The organism is Xaviernesmea oryzae (genome assembly GCF_900109605.1).
Lineage (GTDB): Bacteria > Pseudomonadota > Alphaproteobacteria > Rhizobiales > Rhizobiaceae > Xaviernesmea > Xaviernesmea oryzae.
Genome location: NZ_FOAM01000017.1, coordinates 77706 through 94373, shown reverse-complemented (window position 1 = coordinate 94373; position 16668 = coordinate 77706). Strand labels below are relative to the sequence as shown.

Here is a 16668-nt window from a genome sequence, read left to right as displayed (position 1 = left end):
TAGCGTTTGCACAAGAGGCCGTCCTTGAGGATGGTCTTGCGGCTGATCCGCGATCCCTTTCCGCGCGGTTTAATGGCGAAGGGCAGGCTTGCCTGATCCTCTGCAACATGATGGATTTTCAATGGGCGACACGATTCTGAGAATAGCCACGGATGTCGGCGGCACCTTCACCGACCTGGTCTATTTCGAAACCGATCTTTCCACCGGCAAGCAGACGATCCGCACCGCCAAGTCGGATACGACACCGCCGAATTTCGAACAGGGCGTGCTCAATGTTCTGGACAAGGCCGGCGTGCCGCTGTCGCAGGCTGATTTCTTCGCCCATGGCACGACCGTCGTCATCAACGCGCTGACCGAGCGCAAGGGCGCGCGCACCGCGCTTCTGACCACCAAGGGCTTTCGCGACACGCTTGAAATCGCCCGAGGCAATCGGCCGGACTTCTTCAACCTGATGTATGAAAAGCCGGCGCCCTTCGTGGAGCGCTATCTGCGCCGCGAAATTCCCGGCCGGGTGGATTATCGCGGGCAGGAAATGCAGCCGCTCGACCTTTCGGGCTTGCCGGCGATCCTTGAGGATTTCAAGGCTGAACAGGTGCAGGCCATCGCCATCTGTTTTCTGCATGCCTATGCCAATCCCGCCCATGAGCAGGCGGTGGCCGCCGAGATCCGCCGCCTCTGGCCCGAGGTCTCCGTGGTCTCGTCGCATCAGATCACCCGGGAATGGCGCGAATATGAGCGCTCCTCGACCGCCGTGCTCTCGGCTTACGTCCAGCCGGCGGCCGAGCGCTATCTCGCACGGCTCGAAACCGGACTCACGGACAAGGGCTATAAAGGCCGGCTCTATGTGATGCAGTCCAATTGCGGCGTCGACAGTTTCGAATCGACCCGTGCGATCCCGATCACGATGGTCGAGTCCGGTCCGGCCTCCGGTTTCTGGGGCGCGGCCGAGCTAGGCCGGATCATCGGCGAGCCGAATGTGCTGGCACTCGACATCGGCGGCACGACGGCGAAATGCTCGCTGATCGAAAACGGCCAGGTGCGCATCAAGACCGATTACTGGATCGAGCGCGACCGCAAATCCTCGGGCTATCCGATCATGGTGCCGGTGGTCGATCTTGTCGAGATCGGCAATGGCGGCGGCTCGATTGCCTGGGTCGATGATTTCCAGAAGCTGCATGTCGGCCCGAAATCGGCCGGCGCCCTGCCCGGCCCGGCAGCCTATGGGCGCGGAGGCACGCAGGCGACGACGACGGACGCCAATCTGGCGCTCGGCCGCATCAGCGCCGATTATTTCTGCGGCGGCACGGTGGCGGCCGATATGGCCGCCGTCGATGCGGCCCTTGCCGATGTGGCGCGCAAGCTCGACGTCAGCCCGATCGAAGCGGCACGCGGCATCATCCGCATCGCAAATTCCAACATGGTCAATGCGCTGAAGCTGGTCTCGCTCAACCGGGGCTACGACCCGCGCGATTTCACCCTCGTCGCCTTTGGCGGCGGTGGCGCCATGCATGCCGTCGGCCTTGGCCAGGAACTGGGTGTGAAGAAGGTCGTGGTGCCGCGCGGCGCCTCGGTCTTCTCCGCCTGGGGCATGATGATGAGCGATCTGCGCCGCGACTATTTCGTCACCCGCCTGATGGACGAAACCGATCTGGCCGGTCTCAATGGCTTGATCGCCGAAACGGTCGATCATGCGGTTGCGCAATTCGCGGCGGAACATGTCGAGCCAGGTAAGGTGGCGGTCGAGCCTTTCCTCAAGGTGCGCTACCGCAACCAGGAGCATTCGGTCGAAGTGCCGGTCGCGGCGGATGGTCTCGATACCGAAGCGGTCGCGCGGATGATCGAGGCTTTCCACGCGATCTACGAGAAGGAATATACCTATCGTCTCGATGCGCCCGTCGAGATCGTCGGCCTGCATCTGATCGCCCGCGCCGAGGTCGGCAAGCTGGAGATCGTCGCCCTGCCCGTCACCGGCTTGACGCTCGATCAGGCGATCAAGGGCCGCCGCCCGGTCGATTACGCCACCGAAGGGGTGCATGAGGCGACGATCTATGACGCCGAGAAGCTGGAGCCCGGCATGACCTTCAGCGGCCCCGCGATCATCGAAGACCCCGGCACCACCATCGTCATCCATCCGAAGAACCGCGTCTCGATCGACGCCTTCGGCAACACCCATATCGAAATCCGGGGCTGACGCCATGACCGAGAAGACCCACGACCCCGTCACCTTCGACATCATCCAGAACGCGCTGGAAGCTGTGGCCGACGAAATGTTCGTCGCCCAGCGCAAGACCTCGATGAGCGCGATCATTTATGAAGTGCTCGATCTCGGCACCGGCATTTGCGATGCGGCGGGCGAGATTGCCGCATCCGGCGCCGGCATCCCGGCCTTCGTCGGCGTGCTCGACAAGGCGGTCAAGCGGATCATCGAGAAGCATCCGCCCGAGACGATCCAGCCCGGCGATCTCTTCGCCTCCAACGATCCCTATTGGGGCGGCGTCACCCATCTCAACGATATGATCCTGGCCATGCCGGTCTTCGCCGAAGGCCGGATCGTCGCCTGGACCGCCAATATCGCCCATTGGAACGATGTCGGCGGCAATGTGCCGGGCTCCATGTCCTCGGAAGCCACCGAAATCTTCCAGGAAGGCGTGCGCATTCCCGCCGTCAAGCTGATCGAGGCTGGCCGCCCAAATCAGGCGGTTTTCGACATTCTCTATGTCAACACCCGCCTGCCGGACTATCTGCGCGGCGACCTCTGGGCCGGCATTGCCGGCGTGCGCATCGGCGAGCGGCGCATTCTCGAACTGGTGGAGAAATACGGCGCGGATACCTTCACCGCCGCGATCGACGACTTCATGGAATTGGGCGAGCGGCGTGCCCGCGCGGCCCTGAAGACCATGCCCAAAGGCACCTTCACCTTCGAGGAGGAGCAGGACGACGGCGCCATCCACAAGATCATCATCGAAGTCACCGACGAGCATTTCAGCGTCGATTTGCGCGACAATCCGGACCAGAAAGGCTCCAGCAATTCCAGCCGCGAAGGTGTAGAGATCGCAGCCCAGCTCGCCTTCAAGGCCGTGGCCGACGCCCAGGCGCCAGGCAATGGCGGCTTCTTCCGGCCGCTGAAGGTGATCACCCGACCCAGCTCGATCTTCCATGTCGTGGAGCCCGGCGCGCTCGGCTATTACTCGGAGGTGGAAATTCGCCTCTTCGACCTGATCCTGCGCTGCCTGGCCACGCATTTTCCAGGCCTGGTTCCGGCGGGCAATTTCGCCTCGATCTGCGGCACGGTGGTCGGCGGCAAGCATCCCGATACAGGGCGGCACTACACCATCGTCGAGCCGCAGCTCGGCGGCTGGGGCGCCTGGAACGGGCGCGACGGCAATGCCGCGATCTTCTCCGGCTTCCATGGCGAGACCTTCAACTGCCCGGCCGAGGTGGCCGAGGCGCGCTATGGCCTGACGGTCGACCATATGGCGCTGAACCCGGCGCAAGGGGGCGAAGGCGAATTTCGCGGCGGCAAGGGCATTTCCGTCCATTACCGCGTGCGCGCCAACGACAATTTCCTGTCGGTCGGCTACACCCGCTCGCGCATGCCACCCTGGGGTGTCGCGGGGGGACGCGACGGGACGCCGAATTATGTCGAGGTGCTGCGCCCCGGAAAGGCACCGGAACGCTATTCCTTCGGCACCAACATCCCTCTCAACAGGGACGATGTCGTCCATGTCGTCACCGGCGTCGGCGGCGGCTATGGCGACCCGAAGAAGCGTGCGCGCAACGCAATCGCCGAGGACCTGCGCCATGGCTATCTGACGCCGGAGCGCGCCCGCACGGTCTATGGCTACGACGAATAAGCGCGTGAAGGCCGGGCGACCTGTGCCCGGCCTTTACAAACGACGACGTGCATTCTGACCATACCCATCGCGATAAAAACCATGTAGGGCAGCGCATCGATCAATCGGATCAAGGGACGAGAGCTTTGACGGCAGGCGAGTTGACGCGCACACGCGGCTCGGGAACACAGAGCGTCTATACGGCACTGCGCAACGAGATCCTCTCCATGGCGCTCGGGCCGGGCAGCCCGCTGGACGAGGTGCGCCTGTCCGAACGCTTCGGCATGTCGCGCACGCCGATCCGCGAGGCGCTGGTCAAGCTGGCGGCCGATGGGCTGGTCACAACCCTGCCCAATCGCAACACCATCGTCGCACCTATCGATTTTGCCGAACTGCCCACCTATTTCGAAGCGCTGACGCTGATGTATCGCGTGACTACGCGCGGTGCCGCCTCGCGTGGCAAGTTGGCTGACATGGCCGAGATCCACACCCAGCAGCGCGCCTTCACCCAGGCTGTCGAGGTGCGCGACGCCTATGCCATGATCGAAGCAAACCGCGACTTCCATGTCGCTATCGCCGATCTCGGCGGCAATCCCTATTACAGCGCCTTCTTCGCCCGGCTTCTCGACCAGGGCCGGCGCATCCTACGGCTCTATTACCAGACCTTTGACGACAGGCTGCCGCGTCAATATGTCGACGAGCACGAACAGATGATCGCCGCTATTGCCGCCGGCGATGTCGACGAGGCCGACCGTCTGGCAACCGCCCATGCGGCCCAGATCGTGCGGCAGATCCAGGACTATGTTGCCCGTCATCTAAACCGGGCGGTGGAGATCGACGGCCTCTGATGCATCCAGGCCGTGCAGCAAGTCAGGGCTTCTAAGCCTGACGCGAATCCTGAAGGCCAGCGGACGCGTCATGGCGATGCATCGCCTGTCGCCTCATGCCGGAAGAGCCTGACGATCTCGGCTGCGATCTCCGCCGGCGTGCTGCGGCCTGGACGATACCAGTCACCGACGTGATTAAGCAGGGTCAGCAGCAAAAGCCGGTAAAGCGGCCGGTCGAAGCCGGGCTTGAGCGGCAGAGCGGCAACCAGATCCTTAAACAGCGTCTCGAAGGCATCGCGTGTGGCGATCAACCGGGCGGCCAGGCTGGCCGGCACGGCGCGCAGGTCGTTCATCAATGGCAGGGTGATCGACCGGGGATCGAGCTGGATCTCCAGCATGGTCACCGCCGCCGCCTCCAGCTGTGCCCAGGGATCCTCATGCAACGCGATGGCCGCGCGAATGCGGCCTTCCGCTGCCTGGATCGCCGTATCGTGGATGCGGGCGAACAGCTCCTCCTTCGAACGGATGTGATGATAGAGCGAGCCGCCCTGCAGGCCGACCCGCTCGCCGATATCGCGCATGGATGTGGCCGCATAGCCGCGCTCGGCGAAAAGATGGGCTGCGGCCGCCAGCACGGCCCTGCTGCGCGGGCTCGCCTCCTTCGAAAACAGCGCTTCCATGGGATCGCCGTCCTTCTCCCGAAGGGCCTTTTCCTCATCATCGCGCATCGTCACGTCTCCTGATCCTCTCTCCTTGCAAAATGTAACAGTCGTTTGGTACACTGCGCAAGTCGCCCGGCTGGAGGAGAGCCGGGCGATCGAAAGCGCAGGCCGCTGGGATGGAGGCCGAAAGGTCGTCGACAGGCAATCGGCGCGAGACGCCTAAGGGAGAAGAGACGTGGCAGCCTTTACACCTGTGATCGACGATATCGGCTTTCTGTTGAGCGAGGTCTTCGACTTCGATGCCGTGATGGCCGGGTTGCCGGGTTATGAGGAGGTGAATGCCGAGCTTGCCCTATCCGTGCTGGCGGAAGGCGGGCGGTTCTGCGCCGAGGTGCTGGAGCCCCTGAACCGGACAGGTGACGAGGAAGGGTGCCGGCTGGAAAACGGCGTGGTGAGCACGCCCAAAGGATTTGCCGAGGCCTATCGCGCCTTCGCCGATGCCGGCTGGACCGGTCTCTCGGGCGATGCCGCCTATGGCGGCCAGGGTCTGCCACGGGTGGTACAGATCCTGCTCGATGAAATGCTGTCCTCGGCCAATTTCTCCTTCGGCCTCTTTCCTGGTCTGACGCGCGGCGCCGTCGAGGCGATTGGCCACCATGCCGATGCGGCGTTGAAGGACACCTATCTGCCGAAGATGATTTCGGGCGAGTGGACCGGCGCGATGGCGCTGACCGAATCCCACGCCGGCACCGATCTCGGCCTGTTGAAGACGCGGGCCGAACCCTTGAGCGACGGCGGCTACCGCATCACCGGCAGCAAGATCTTCATCTCCTCGGGCGACCATGATTTCGGCGGCAACATCATTCACCTGGTTCTGGCCCGCCTGCCGGATGCGCCGGCCGGTGTGAAGGGCATCAGCCTGTTTCTCGTGCCGAAATTCCTGCCCGATCCGGAAGGTGGCACAAATAGGCGCAACGGCTTTTCCGTCGGCGCATTGGAACACAAGATGGGCATCCACGCCCAGCCCACCTGCGTGATGAATTATGACGGCGCCACCGGGTGGCTCATCGGCGAACCCGGGCGGGGGCTCAATGCCATGTTCACGATGATGAATGCCGAGCGGCTCTTCGTCGGCATTCAAGGGCTCGGGATCGGCGAAATCGCCCTGCAGAAGGCCACTGCCTATGCCCGTGAACGCATGCAGGGTCGCTCTGCCGATGGCACGCGTGGCCCCGTGCCGATCATCGAGCATGCCGATATCAGGCGGATGCTGCTCTCAGGCCGAGCATTGACCGAGGGCGGCCGTGCCCTGGCGATCTGGACGGCGCTGCAGATGGATCTGGCCGCGCGCCACCCCGACCCCAATGCCCGTCAGGCGGCCGACGGCTTCGTGGCCCTGCTCACCCCCGTCATCAAGGCCGCCCTGACAGATTGGGGCTTCGAAATCGCGGTCTCCGCGCAGCAGGTCTTTGGCGGCCATGGTTACATTCGCGAATGGGGCATGGAGCAATATGTCCGTGACGCCCGCATCGCGCAAATCTACGAAGGCACCAACGGCGTCCAGGCCATGGATCTCGCCGGGCGCAAACTGGGCATGGAAGAGGGAAAGCTGCCGCACCGCTTCTTCGCGCTGATCCGCACCGAGATCGACGCAGCGGAAGGGCGCAACCCCATGCCGGATCTCACCTGGCCGGTGCTGGCGGCCCTCGACGATCTCGAGGAAGCCACGCAGGCGCTTCAGGCCAAGGCAGGCGATGTCGCGGAAGCCAATGCCGCCGCCGTGGATTACCTGCGCCTCTTCGCCCTGGTGTCGCTCGGCTGGATGTGGGTGCGGATGGCAACCGCCGGGCCGGCCGGACAAACAGGGCAAATGATCGGCCGCAAGCAGGCGCTTGCCCGTGTCTTTGCCCAGCGCCTTCTGCCGCAAGCAACCGCGCTGAAGGCGGCGGTGCTTGCAGGCGCCGAGAGCCTGATGGCGGTGGAGGACGACGGATTTTAATGCACGGCCTTCCCTATTTGCATCCTCCAAGAACAGCACCTGGCGCGCCGGCGCGACGGTCTCGCCTCAGCGCGATCCGATATCGCGATAAAGCCGCCCGCCCATGCCCTGATAGCCGGTGAGCGTGCGTTCCTCGTGCTGCAGGCGCTGGTTCAGCAGCCGCTCCAGGCCTTCACGCCGAAGACCGGCGGCCGCCGGATCGTCGATCCGGTCCACCTGCTCCAGCGGATCCTCCCGCAGGTCGAAAAGCACCGGTGCGAGCCCGGCGAAGTGAACATATTTAAACTGATCGGTCCGCACCACCTGCAGGCCGCAGCGTTCCGATGGCAAGCCAAAATGGGTTTCAAGCCGGCGGGTGGCAAGATCGCGGAAATCCGTGCTCCAGAAGGCGGCGTCGCGCCAGTGTGCCGGCGTTTCGCCGCGGCAGAACGGCAGCAGGCTGTTGCCATCGGCATTGGCAGGCGTCTCGATCCCGATGGCTTCCAGGATCGTGGGTAGGATGTCGATCGACTGGGTAAAAGCCTCGACGGTCCGCCCATGCCCCTGAGTCAGACGTGGGTGGCGTAGGATCAACGGGATATGGGCCGAACCGTCATAAAAGGCCAGTTTGCCGAGAAGACCATGGTCGAAGAGCTGTTCGCCATGGTCGCCGGTGAAGACGATCAGCGTGCGCTCATAGCGGCCGGCCGCCTTGAGCGCTGCAACAATGCGGCCGATATGATGGTCCACCTCCGCCATCAGCCCAGCATAAACAGCGCGAATGATGGCGATGGTGCGGGCATCCGCCTGGGCGGCCAGGACCGAAAGACCCGGCACGAAATGGTCAAGCCCGACCGCTTGCCTGTAGACCTCGACAAGGGGGTGCACCTTTTCGGCTGCCGGAATCGGCGCAGCAAGGTCTGACGGGTCGATCAGACCGGCCCAGGGGGCGGCGGCGGCAAAGGGCGGATGCGGGGCGATGAAGGACAGATGCGCGAAAAACGGCTTCTCGTCATGCACCGAGACGAAATCGATGAAGCGATCGGCCAGGAAGGCAGTCTCGCTGTCCTCGGCGGCAAAGACTGCAGGCTCGCCGAAGCGGCTGGCGGCGAAGATGCCGTCGCGCCCCCTGCCCGGCTCCGGAACGGCATAGCCCTTGCGTTTGAGATGGGCCAGCCAGGGGCCGGCATGCTCGCCGAGAAAGGTGCCGACCTCCAGCCCGGGCGCCACGCCCTCATAATCGCCAAGCGCCGGATCGCCGGCATGGCGTCCGCGCGGATCGGTCATGGTATCGGTGTAGCCGAACAGGGTCGGACGATAGCCGGCGCGCCGCGCCTCGGTGAACACAGTGGGATGGCGCGCATCGAGCGGCGTGCCATTTTGCACCACGCGATGCTTATGGGCATAGAGCCCGGTGATCAGTCCGGCACGCGCCGGTCCGCAGGGATAGGCTTGGCAGTAATGGCGTGCAAAGCGAACGCCCTCGCCGGCCAGTTGGTCAAGACTCGGTGTGGGAACGGGAAAATCCGGATTGCGCGCCCCAGGCAGCACGGCGCCGCGCCACTGATCGGCGGTGATCAGCAGAATATCGAGCGGCTTTTTTTCATCGCGCGGGAACTTCGCCGGCTGTGAATTGGAAGACATGGGCAAAGACCTTTCGACGCGACATGGCGTGAGGCAGCCGTTTTCAGGCGGTTCGGGATTACTCAGGCTTCGGATGGATCGCCTGCCATAATCCTCTGTATAGGTGACCGCATCGGCATCGGCCGTGAGGAAGGCGACGTGGAGCGGGCGATCCCGCAATCGCTTGGGCATTGCAGCATTATCACAGGAGCGCGCTGGCGGTCCGGTCGCATCCGCTGTTGCGACGTGGCTGTAGGACAGCGGCATGACAATGAGATGACAGGCTTTTCACCTCTCAAGACAAGCGGTCTCAAGCGCATAAAGCCGGGTCGGACCGGCAGCCTCGACATCGTGCGACGCCAATGAGCTCAGACCGCACGATCTATCCAATGCAAACCGGCCCGGCATCCGTCCGGCCTGTCAAAGCTGTTATGCTCTCCGGTCGGCAGCCTCTGCCGGCTGGAAAGATGCGGCCGCCTGGAGAACTGCGCCGATCAAGCCGGGAAACCGCGCCTCGAGATCGTCATGGCGAAGAGTGAGGCGACGGCCGCGCCCCGCCTGCTCGTTGCGGATCACGCCGGCTTCACGCAGGACCTTCATCAGATGTGACTTGGTCGATTTCGGAATGCTCGGATCGGACAGGTAGCATTGCCCCATGTCCAACGGGCCATCGGCCAGCTGGCAGACAATGGCCAGCCGCTCGGGATCGCTGAGCGCGAAGAGCACGTCCGTCAGCCGCAGCGCGTCACGGTCAGGGTGGAGAAGATCGAGGCTATCAGATGTCATGGTTCGAATTTAATTGAACAGCGGTCGGATTTACAGTAGAGATTGGTTCGAAATTATTCGAACAGTAGGTGTTCCGTGACCGATATGATCTCGAGCCGATCGCTACCAGGACAAGCCGGCTTTCGCATCACGCTCGCCGGCATGACCATGATGATGGCCGGGGCCAGCGCGCCCTCGCCCTTCTATCCGATGCTGCAGAAGGTGATGGGCTTTTCCTCGGCAACGCTGACCGGCATTTTCGCCATCTATACCGTGTCCCTGCTTGCCTCGCTTTTGACCATGGGATCGCTGTCGGATCATGTTGGCCGGCGGCCGGTGATCTCGGCAGGCTTCGGCCTGATGGCGCTAAGCCTGCTGGTCTTCTGGCAGGCAGGCGATGTGGTGGGCCTGATGATGGCGCGGGTGCTGCAGGGCATTGCCGCCGGCCTGTTGCTCTCGGCTCTGTCGGCCGCCATTGTCGATTTCGAGCCAAAAGACCGGCCTGGCAGCGCCTCGATCTGGAATTCTGTCACGCCGTTCGCCGGCCTGGCCGCAGGCGCGCTCGTGGCCGGAAGTCTGATGGACATCACCGACAAAGCGGAAGCCGATGTATTCGGCGCGCTGATCGCAGTCTATGCGCTTTTATCGCTGTTGATCTGGTCGGTGCCGGAAACGGCGCCGCGTCATCACGGCGTCTGGGCTTCGTTGCGTCCGCGCATCGGCGTGCCCAAAGCAGCATCGCGCGCCTTCTGGCGCAGCGCCCCGGCCGTGATTGCCGGCTGGGCCACGGGCGGGCTTTATCTGTCGCTCGGAGCACCAATCGTGCGGCATATCTTCGGCGCCGAGGATCATCTGAGCCAGGCTTTCGTGATCGTCCTGCTCAGCGGTACCGGCGCTGCGGCCTGCTATCTCGCCCGACGCTATTCGTCCCGTCAGGTGACGCTCTACGGGACCTCCGCCCTGGCGGTGGGCACGCTATTGACGCTTCTGGCAATCGCTTGGCCCTCCCTTCCCGCCTATCTCCTGGCGCTGACGCTGACGGGCACGGGCTTCGGCACATGCTTTTATGGCGTCATGCGCTCGATTGTCCCCGTCGTCCAGCCGGAAGAACGCGGCGAACTCTTCGCCGCCCTCTTCACCCTCAGCTATCTCGCCTTCGGCCTGCCGACCCTCCTGGCCGGCATAGCCATCGGCCAGGTCGGCCTGACGGCGACGACACTCGGCTATGGCACGCTGATCGCGCTCTTTTCCGCAGCGGCGGGACTCCTGCGGAAGTTCCGAACGACGGATTGACCGCGGCATCGGCGGGCCCAGCAGATCCTACGTGGACGCATGGGCTGATGATGGTGACAGTACCGGTGGGGAGCTGCGACTGCCTTGTCGAGGGAAGCGATCGGCGGGATAGATCTCAGAGTTGTTCGCAGCGAGTTTTCGCTCCGCTACAATCTCAGCTGCGCCTCGGAAAGCCGGATGGTTTTTCACTGACAGCGAGATGGAGGATGGAGTTCGCGCGCCTGCAGGGCAGATGATCGTTCGCCTCTGCAAGGGGCGCTATGGATCAGCGCGGTATGTGACCTGCCTCCCCTCCCCCGGCTTGTACTGTCGAGCCCGAAGGCTTTCGGATGACCGGGGGTTGCGTCCGATGAACGCAAAGAGCCTCCCGAGGGAGGCTTGTCACACTGAGATCGAGGGGGAATGTTTGGTTGCGGGGGCAGGATTTGAACCTGCGGCCTTCAGGTTATGAGATAGTTTTCAGCGTTATTCGCTATTGTTAGATACCACCGCCGGCGGCCGCCGATACTTCGATAAGCCATTGCAGGTGCTTGCCTTTCGGCTTTCTTTAGCCCAGCCTCTTCTACGACCCTGTTCGCCACGATTTTCGCCGCGCCGCTTCCACGGCGCTTCCACGAGATCGCGACGGACAGACCAAGGAAGGAGTCCGAGAGCGTGTCGAAGACCAAGTTGACCAAGCGTGCGATCGAAGGGCTGTCCACCAGGGACACCGACTACTTCGTGTTCGATACCGAGCTGCCGGGCTTCGGCATCCGCGTTATGCCGAGCGGAAAACGCTTCTTTCTGATTCAATATCGTCGGCACGGCCGCACCCGGCGTGTGATGCTTGGGCAGTTCGGCCCACTCACCGCCGAGTTGGCACGCAGGGAAGCCTTGCAGATGCTCGGCAACGTTCGAGGTGGCGGAGCCGACCCGGCTGCCCAACGCGATCTGGAGCGGCAGTCGATGACCGTCAAAGCGCTCGGCGAGCGATTCCTGCGTGAGCATGTGGCGGTGCGTTGCAAGCCGACTACGCAAGCTGAGTACAAGCGATCAGTAGAGCTGTTCATCAATCCCTTCTTCGGCAACCAGCGCGCACGGAGCGTCACCGCAGCGGACGTGTCTGACTTGCACGGCACCTATGCCCACATCCCCTATCAGGCGAACCGGACGCTCGGGGTCCTGTCGAAGATGATGAACCTCGCGGAAACGTGGGGCATCCGTGATAAGCACAGCAATCCTTGCGAGGATATCGAGCGCTATCCGGAACACAAGCGTGAGCGCTTCCTCTCCGCAAAGGAGATGAAGAAGCTCGGGACGGTGCTCGCCCGATCCGAGGCGGACGGGACCGAGAGCCCTTATGCAGTCGCAGCATATCGGCTCTTGCTGCTGACGGGATGTCGCCTGTCGGAAATCCAGAAGCTGCAATGGCAGCACGTCGACATTGATGAAGCGCAGCTCAATCTTCCCGATAGCAAAACGGGTGCGAAAACTGTCCATCTGGGTCAGGCGGCCGTAGAAGCCCTCAAGAAAGTGACGCGGGTCAAAGGCAACCCATACGTGATCGTCGGCAAAGTCGAAGGCGGATATCTCACTGACCTACAAAAGCCATGGCGTCGTATCCGCAAGGCTGCTGGACTCGATGGCGTCCGCATTCACGATCTGCGCCACACGTTCGCCTCTGGAGGCCTGTTAGTGGGGGAAGGCCTGCCCGTGATTGGCAAGTTGCTCGGTCACACGCAGGTACAGACGACCGCCCGCTATGCCCATCTTGCGGCCGACCCGGTCAAGGCCGCGGCCACTCGCATCTCGGAACGCCTCGCGGACGCTCTTGGCTAATTTTGAATGCCGCAGCAGCCGGCGGCGAACGCCGGCCTTGCACTGGCGATAGAACCGGCCCCACGCGGTCCCCGCGGTAGCCAATGACCGCGTGGTCGTAACTGGCGATGAAAAGCAGTTCATTGATATCGGCTTCATCAAGCCCTAACGCGGGACGAGTCGATACAAGCCGATCCGTGGTCGAACCAATGCTCCACAGGACTCGGGGCATGCGTCATGTCGGAGTATCTCTCCATCACTCCCGGCGTCGGGTGTCTGGCTCGGGCGTCCGAGGCAAGAGATATAGCAGCCGGTCATACCGACGGGAGCGCCGATCTTACCGTCGAATGCAAATATCGTAAAGTACTGTCAGATATTCTATTTTAGTCTCGTGCATTGCCACCTGCTAATCGAGTGATTATCCAGCGCCCCTCAAGCACCATTGGAAAGACGGCACTGTCTCCGCTTATAAGTGGATCCGCTGCTCTGGATAGAGCGCTATCAAAAGCCATGATAGCATCACGTGCCATTCGCATGAAAGCCGTCCCGGCAGGCGTTACTGTCACGCCATTATGAAGCCGAACGAATATCTCCAAACCCAATGCGATTTCGAGTTCCCGTATCCGTCGGCTAACCGTGGATTCTTTCACGTTCATTCGGGACGCGGCTTTTCGGAAACTACCTGCTTCTGACGCGGCGATGGCAAAACGCATGTGCCTGTGGGTTATAAACTCGGCACAACAAACCATGATGCTCCCCTGTGCTGATCAGCACCTTCCGATCCTTCGTTGGCGATGGCGAGCCGGAAGACCAGTTTGATCGCATTCAAGCCAATATACCGGCACGCGCGCGCTATTTTCAAAAGGCGTCGGCTGATGGGGGCTGTCGTCACTCGCGCGCTATGAAGACGATTGAGATCCCGTGGACAACCCGCGCATCATGCGACCGTCTATAATCCTACGAACCGCGGCGGCCGATCCGAAAGCCGTAGTCTCTCGATTGCCACGCAGCAATCAATCCGACCGCGATCAAGGGTAGCAGTACCCAGGGGAGCGATCGAGCCCCAGCATTATCTACGACCAATCCACCGAGAAAACCGCCCCCTGCAACAGCCAGATTGAAGACCGTGACCAGGATAGATTGGGCTACGTCTGCATGTTCTCCGGCGGCATCCGCCAATGCTGTCTGCAACAGGGTGGGAGCGCCTCCGAAAGTTAGCCCCCAGATTGCGATACCAATCAGAATTAGCGTTGATGATTCCTGCGCGTTAGCGAGAAGAATTGCGACGATCCCGAAAAAAGCAAGGCTGATAAGGGTCGCGGTTCGCAGATAACGATCCACCATCAGGCCCGTTCCCCAGATGCCTACGACTGATGCGAAGCCAAAGACGAGCAGGGCAACATCAATCCGAAGGCCTGTTTCTGTGGCGATCAGAAAGGGAGCGATGTATGTATAGATGATGTTGTGAGCTAAGATCCAGGCAAACAATACAAGCAGGATTGGCCTGACACCAGGGATGGTGAAGACTTTATTGACGGGCAATCTCTGCTCTTTTGCTTGTCCGGGAAAGTTTGGAACGCTTGATCGAACCCAGAAGATGAGAAGTAAGGCGATCGCGGACATGATCCAGAAAACGACCTGCCAATCGCCTAGGCCGCCAAGCCATGCGCCGAGCGGTACGCCAAGCGACAGGGCGACCGGTTGACCAACTCCAACGATCGCGAGTGCTCGCCCTTGGAGATGGACCGGCGCCAGTCGCCGAGCATATCCTGCAACCAATCCCCAAATGACACCGGCTGCCATGCCTGCAATGAAGCGCGCAACAAGCGTCAAATTGTAATGCACCGAGATGGCAGTCACTGTATTGAAGGCCAGCAAGCCTGCGATCGCCAGCAGGAAAAGTGGCCGGCGGCTCCAACTTCGAGTCGCCGCAATGACGGGTATGGCCGCGACTACCGAGCCTAGAGCGTATAGAGTGACGGTTTGACCAGCCATGGCCTCGGAGACGCCGAGCCCGGCCCCTATCTGCGGCAGGAGACCCGCAGGCATATTTTCGGTCATGATAGCGAGGAAGCCAGCAACGGTGAACGCAAGGAGTCGACCAACAGGCAAACGATCCGGCGTGGCGTCCGAATACGGCGTGGTATGTTGCAAGGTATCGGAAGTCGTCATCGCAGCCCCCTTCAGACCAAAAACGAAGCGGCGATGTCCTTGCCGCCATGGCCGGCATCGCCTGCGCGCCGAAAGCGATTGAGACCCGCCTCAGCTAGGTCAGCCTGGAAATCAGTTCCAGCAAGCGCGTCCAAAACGAGATTGGCATCCTTCACGCCGTTATCGACGGAGAAGCTCGTGGAATAATCGCCATTCAGCATTGCAGCGCTCTTGGCTTGGAAATACCCGCTGTCGAGTGGACCGCCGGTAATGGCGTTGACCACCAGAGCCGGCTCAATGCCAAGGGCCTTGGCTATGGCGAGCGTCTCCGCGGTTCCATGGGTTAGCGCGAAAACAAAAGCGTTCAGAGCAAGCTTCAGTCGGCTGCTCGCTCCTGGTTGATCAGAAACCCAAATAGTCCGTTGACTAATAGCATCAAACACCTGTTGAGCAGTGTCGCGATTTGATTCCGGCCCCGAAGCGAGAATGACGAGCTTGCCTTGCTCGGCGGGCTGACGTGTTCCTTGAACAGGTGCATCATAGAACACTAGGCCGTGCTTAACGGCTAAATCGGCGAGCGCTTCAGTCGCGGAAAGACCGACTGTGCTCAGTTGTAGCCAGACTGTATCGCGAGCGATCTCAGGCAGGGCAGCTGCCACCGCCTCGTGAACGGCGGGTCCATCTTTCAGGACCGTGACGATGACGTCGGCTCCGCGAGTGGCGTCCTGAACCTGATCGAACGGCTGCGCGCCATCGGTCGCGAGCGCCCGGGCTTTGTCGGCGGTACGGTTCCACACGCGGACATCGAAGCCTTTCCGCGCAAGGTTGCGCGCGACGGGGGCGCCGATCAGCCCTGTCCCGAGGACGGCAACAACCAAAGCTTTGCTCTGATTTGACATTTAGATTCTCCTGTTTCTTTAACGTCCGTTCCATAATCGGACAAAAAAGAGTCCGGTCGCTCACCTCAAGGCCATCAACGTTCGTTCTATGATGGCCATGAGCTTCGGCCTATCCTTGGATGGAGTTGCCTTCGCGAGAACTCTCAAACCTTGGACAGCGTTGAACAGAAATAGCGCTAGACTTTCCGAGCTAGCACTTGAACAGATTTCATCTTCAGCCTGACCACGTCGGATGGCTTCTTCAATCCCGCGCATTAATATACTGAAATTACTACGCACGAGATCATCTATTCTCGAATCGCGACCGCAGAGCTCTATCGCGCTGTTGGTGGCCAGACAGCCACGCTTCTCCATTGTCTTTAAATCAGCATCAACGACATCCTCCATCAATTCTCGCAGCCGTCTTAACGGGGAACCTGGCTGCCGCAGTTGATCCACCTGTGCTTGAGCCCGCTTTCGGTAACGCAGCAGTGCCTGTTCAAAGAGGCCAGCTTTGCTGCCATAGGCTGCGTACAAGCTCCCGCGCCCTAACCCTGTCGCATCGACAAGCGCCTGCGCGGACGTGCCTTCATAGCCACTACGCCAGAAGGTATCCATCACGGCATCGAGGACGCGCTCCTCATCGAATTCTCTAGGCCTAGCCAAACACCTACCCTTTCTGGAATGCGCGTACCATAACCTCGTGATCGCGATTGTCAACGACAGGGCCGTGGACGCGATAGCATTCTCCCTCCCTGGGGAGAGCAAAACTCGATCCGCTGAGAGATCTAGGTGCTCGACGGCTTTGCCTCGGTGACAGGCTGAAGCCTGGTGCGATGCGCACCCACGTGGGCACGCAAC

At 61.7% G+C, this 16668-nt stretch carries 13 protein-coding genes; 6 read left to right on the top strand and 7 right to left on the bottom strand.

The window, feature by feature from the left end; all coding sequences use genetic code 11:
• The first annotated feature begins 121 nt into the window (after positions 1 to 121).
• From BMX61_RS19235 to BMX61_RS19225, 3 genes are all read left to right on the top strand, one after another.
• Positions 122 to 2191: a hydantoinase/oxoprolinase family protein gene (locus BMX61_RS19235; protein WP_075628717.1), complete on the top strand. Its 2070-nt coding sequence runs from the start codon at positions 122 to 124 to the stop codon at positions 2189 to 2191.
• A 4-nt stretch (positions 2192 to 2195) separates the two neighbouring features.
• Positions 2196 to 3854 (top strand): hydantoinase B/oxoprolinase family protein, encoded by a 1659-nt coding sequence (locus BMX61_RS19230; RefSeq protein ID WP_075628718.1) that lies wholly within the window; start codon positions 2196 to 2198, stop codon positions 3852 to 3854.
• Positions 3855 to 3979: 125 nt separating this feature from the next.
• Positions 3980 to 4681 carry a GntR family transcriptional regulator gene (locus BMX61_RS19225; RefSeq protein ID WP_075628719.1) on the top strand — a complete coding sequence of 234 codons (702 nt, stop codon included), beginning with the start codon at positions 3980 to 3982 and terminating at the stop codon, positions 4679 to 4681.
• 68 nt (positions 4682 to 4749) lie between these two features.
• Here BMX61_RS19225 and BMX61_RS19220 read toward each other — a convergent pair whose 3' ends face one another.
• Positions 4750 to 5388 carry a TetR/AcrR family transcriptional regulator gene (locus BMX61_RS19220; RefSeq protein ID WP_210186300.1) on the bottom strand — a complete coding sequence of 213 codons (639 nt, stop codon included), beginning with the start codon at positions 5386 to 5388 and terminating at the stop codon, positions 4750 to 4752.
• Positions 5389 to 5557: 169 nt separating this feature from the next.
• On the opposite strand from BMX61_RS19220, the gene BMX61_RS19215 reads away from it, so the two are divergent.
• The gene (locus BMX61_RS19215) at positions 5558 to 7321 is read left to right on the top strand and encodes an acyl-CoA dehydrogenase C-terminal domain-containing protein (RefSeq protein ID WP_075628720.1); all 1764 of its coding nucleotides are present in this window, start codon (positions 5558 to 5560) and stop codon (positions 7319 to 7321) included.
• A gap of 66 nt (positions 7322 to 7387) precedes the next feature.
• On the opposite strand, the gene BMX61_RS19210 is transcribed toward BMX61_RS19215, so the two are convergent.
• Positions 7388 to 8944, bottom strand: coding sequence for a sulfatase-like hydrolase/transferase (locus BMX61_RS19210; protein ID WP_075628792.1), 1557 nt, complete (start codon positions 8942 to 8944; stop codon positions 7388 to 7390).
• A gap of 408 nt (positions 8945 to 9352) precedes the next feature.
• Complete coding sequence (locus tag BMX61_RS19205) at positions 9353 to 9709, bottom strand: ArsR/SmtB family transcription factor (RefSeq protein ID WP_092742933.1); 357 nt, start codon at positions 9707 to 9709, stop codon at positions 9353 to 9355.
• Positions 9710 to 9793: 84 nt separating this feature from the next.
• On the opposite strand from BMX61_RS19205, the gene BMX61_RS19200 reads away from it, so the two are divergent.
• Together BMX61_RS19200 and BMX61_RS19195 are read left to right on the top strand one after the other, a co-directional pair.
• On the top strand, positions 9794 to 10981 hold the full coding sequence (locus tag BMX61_RS19200) for an MFS transporter (protein WP_075628793.1): 1188 nt from the start codon (positions 9794 to 9796) through the stop codon (positions 10979 to 10981).
• 654 nt (positions 10982 to 11635) lie between these two features.
• Positions 11636 to 12799 (top strand): tyrosine-type recombinase/integrase, encoded by a 1164-nt coding sequence (locus BMX61_RS19195; RefSeq protein WP_075628722.1) that lies wholly within the window; start codon positions 11636 to 11638, stop codon positions 12797 to 12799.
• A gap of 362 nt (positions 12800 to 13161) precedes the next feature.
• On the opposite strand, the gene BMX61_RS25455 is transcribed toward BMX61_RS19195, so the two are convergent.
• The 4 genes from BMX61_RS25455 to BMX61_RS19175 all read right to left on the bottom strand — a co-directional run bounded on the left by BMX61_RS25455 (position 13162) and on the right by BMX61_RS19175 (position 16425).
• Positions 13162 to 13491, bottom strand: a complete 330-nt coding sequence (locus BMX61_RS25455; protein WP_170854981.1) for a LysR family transcriptional regulator — start codon at positions 13489 to 13491, stop codon at positions 13162 to 13164.
• Between the two features lie 244 nt (positions 13492 to 13735).
• Complete coding sequence (locus BMX61_RS19185) at positions 13736 to 14950, bottom strand: MFS transporter (protein WP_075628724.1); 1215 nt, start codon at positions 14948 to 14950, stop codon at positions 13736 to 13738.
• 11 nt (positions 14951 to 14961) lie between these two features.
• Complete coding sequence (locus BMX61_RS19180) at positions 14962 to 15828, bottom strand: NAD(P)-dependent oxidoreductase (RefSeq protein WP_075628725.1); 867 nt, start codon at positions 15826 to 15828, stop codon at positions 14962 to 14964.
• Between the two features lie 60 nt (positions 15829 to 15888).
• On the bottom strand, positions 15889 to 16425 hold the full coding sequence (locus BMX61_RS19175; RefSeq protein WP_075628794.1) for a TetR/AcrR family transcriptional regulator: 537 nt from the start codon (positions 16423 to 16425) through the stop codon (positions 15889 to 15891).
• Between the last annotated feature and the right edge of the window lie 243 nt (positions 16426 to 16668).

Bases quoted from the DNA above. Each gene is read 5' to 3' on its own strand.
- BMX61_RS19180 (WP_075628725.1), bottom strand. From the start codon at position 15,828: ATGTCAAATCAGAGCAAAGCTTTGGTTGTTGCCGTCCTCGGGACAGGG.
- BMX61_RS19185 (WP_075628724.1), bottom strand. From the start codon at position 14,950: ATGACGACTTCCGATACCTTGCAACATACCACGCCGTATTCGGACGCC.
- BMX61_RS25455 (WP_170854981.1), bottom strand. From the start codon at position 13,491: ATGCGTTTTGCCATCGCCGCGTCAGAAGCAGGTAGTTTCCGAAAAGCC.
- BMX61_RS19230 (WP_075628718.1), top strand. From the start codon at position 2,196: ATGACCGAGAAGACCCACGACCCCGTCACCTTCGACATCATCCAGAAC.
- BMX61_RS19210 (WP_075628792.1), bottom strand. From the start codon at position 8,944: ATGTCTTCCAATTCACAGCCGGCGAAGTTCCCGCGCGATGAAAAAAAG.
- BMX61_RS19235 (WP_075628717.1), top strand. From the start codon at position 122: ATGGGCGACACGATTCTGAGAATAGCCACGGATGTCGGCGGCACCTTC.
- BMX61_RS19200 (WP_075628793.1), top strand. From the start codon at position 9,794: ATGATCTCGAGCCGATCGCTACCAGGACAAGCCGGCTTTCGCATCACG.
- BMX61_RS19220 (WP_210186300.1), bottom strand. From the start codon at position 5,388: ATGCGCGATGATGAGGAAAAGGCCCTTCGGGAGAAGGACGGCGATCCC.
- BMX61_RS19175 (WP_075628794.1), bottom strand. From the start codon at position 16,425: ATGGATACCTTCTGGCGTAGTGGCTATGAAGGCACGTCCGCGCAGGCG.
- BMX61_RS19205 (WP_092742933.1), bottom strand. From the start codon at position 9,709: ATGACATCTGATAGCCTCGATCTTCTCCACCCTGACCGTGACGCGCTG.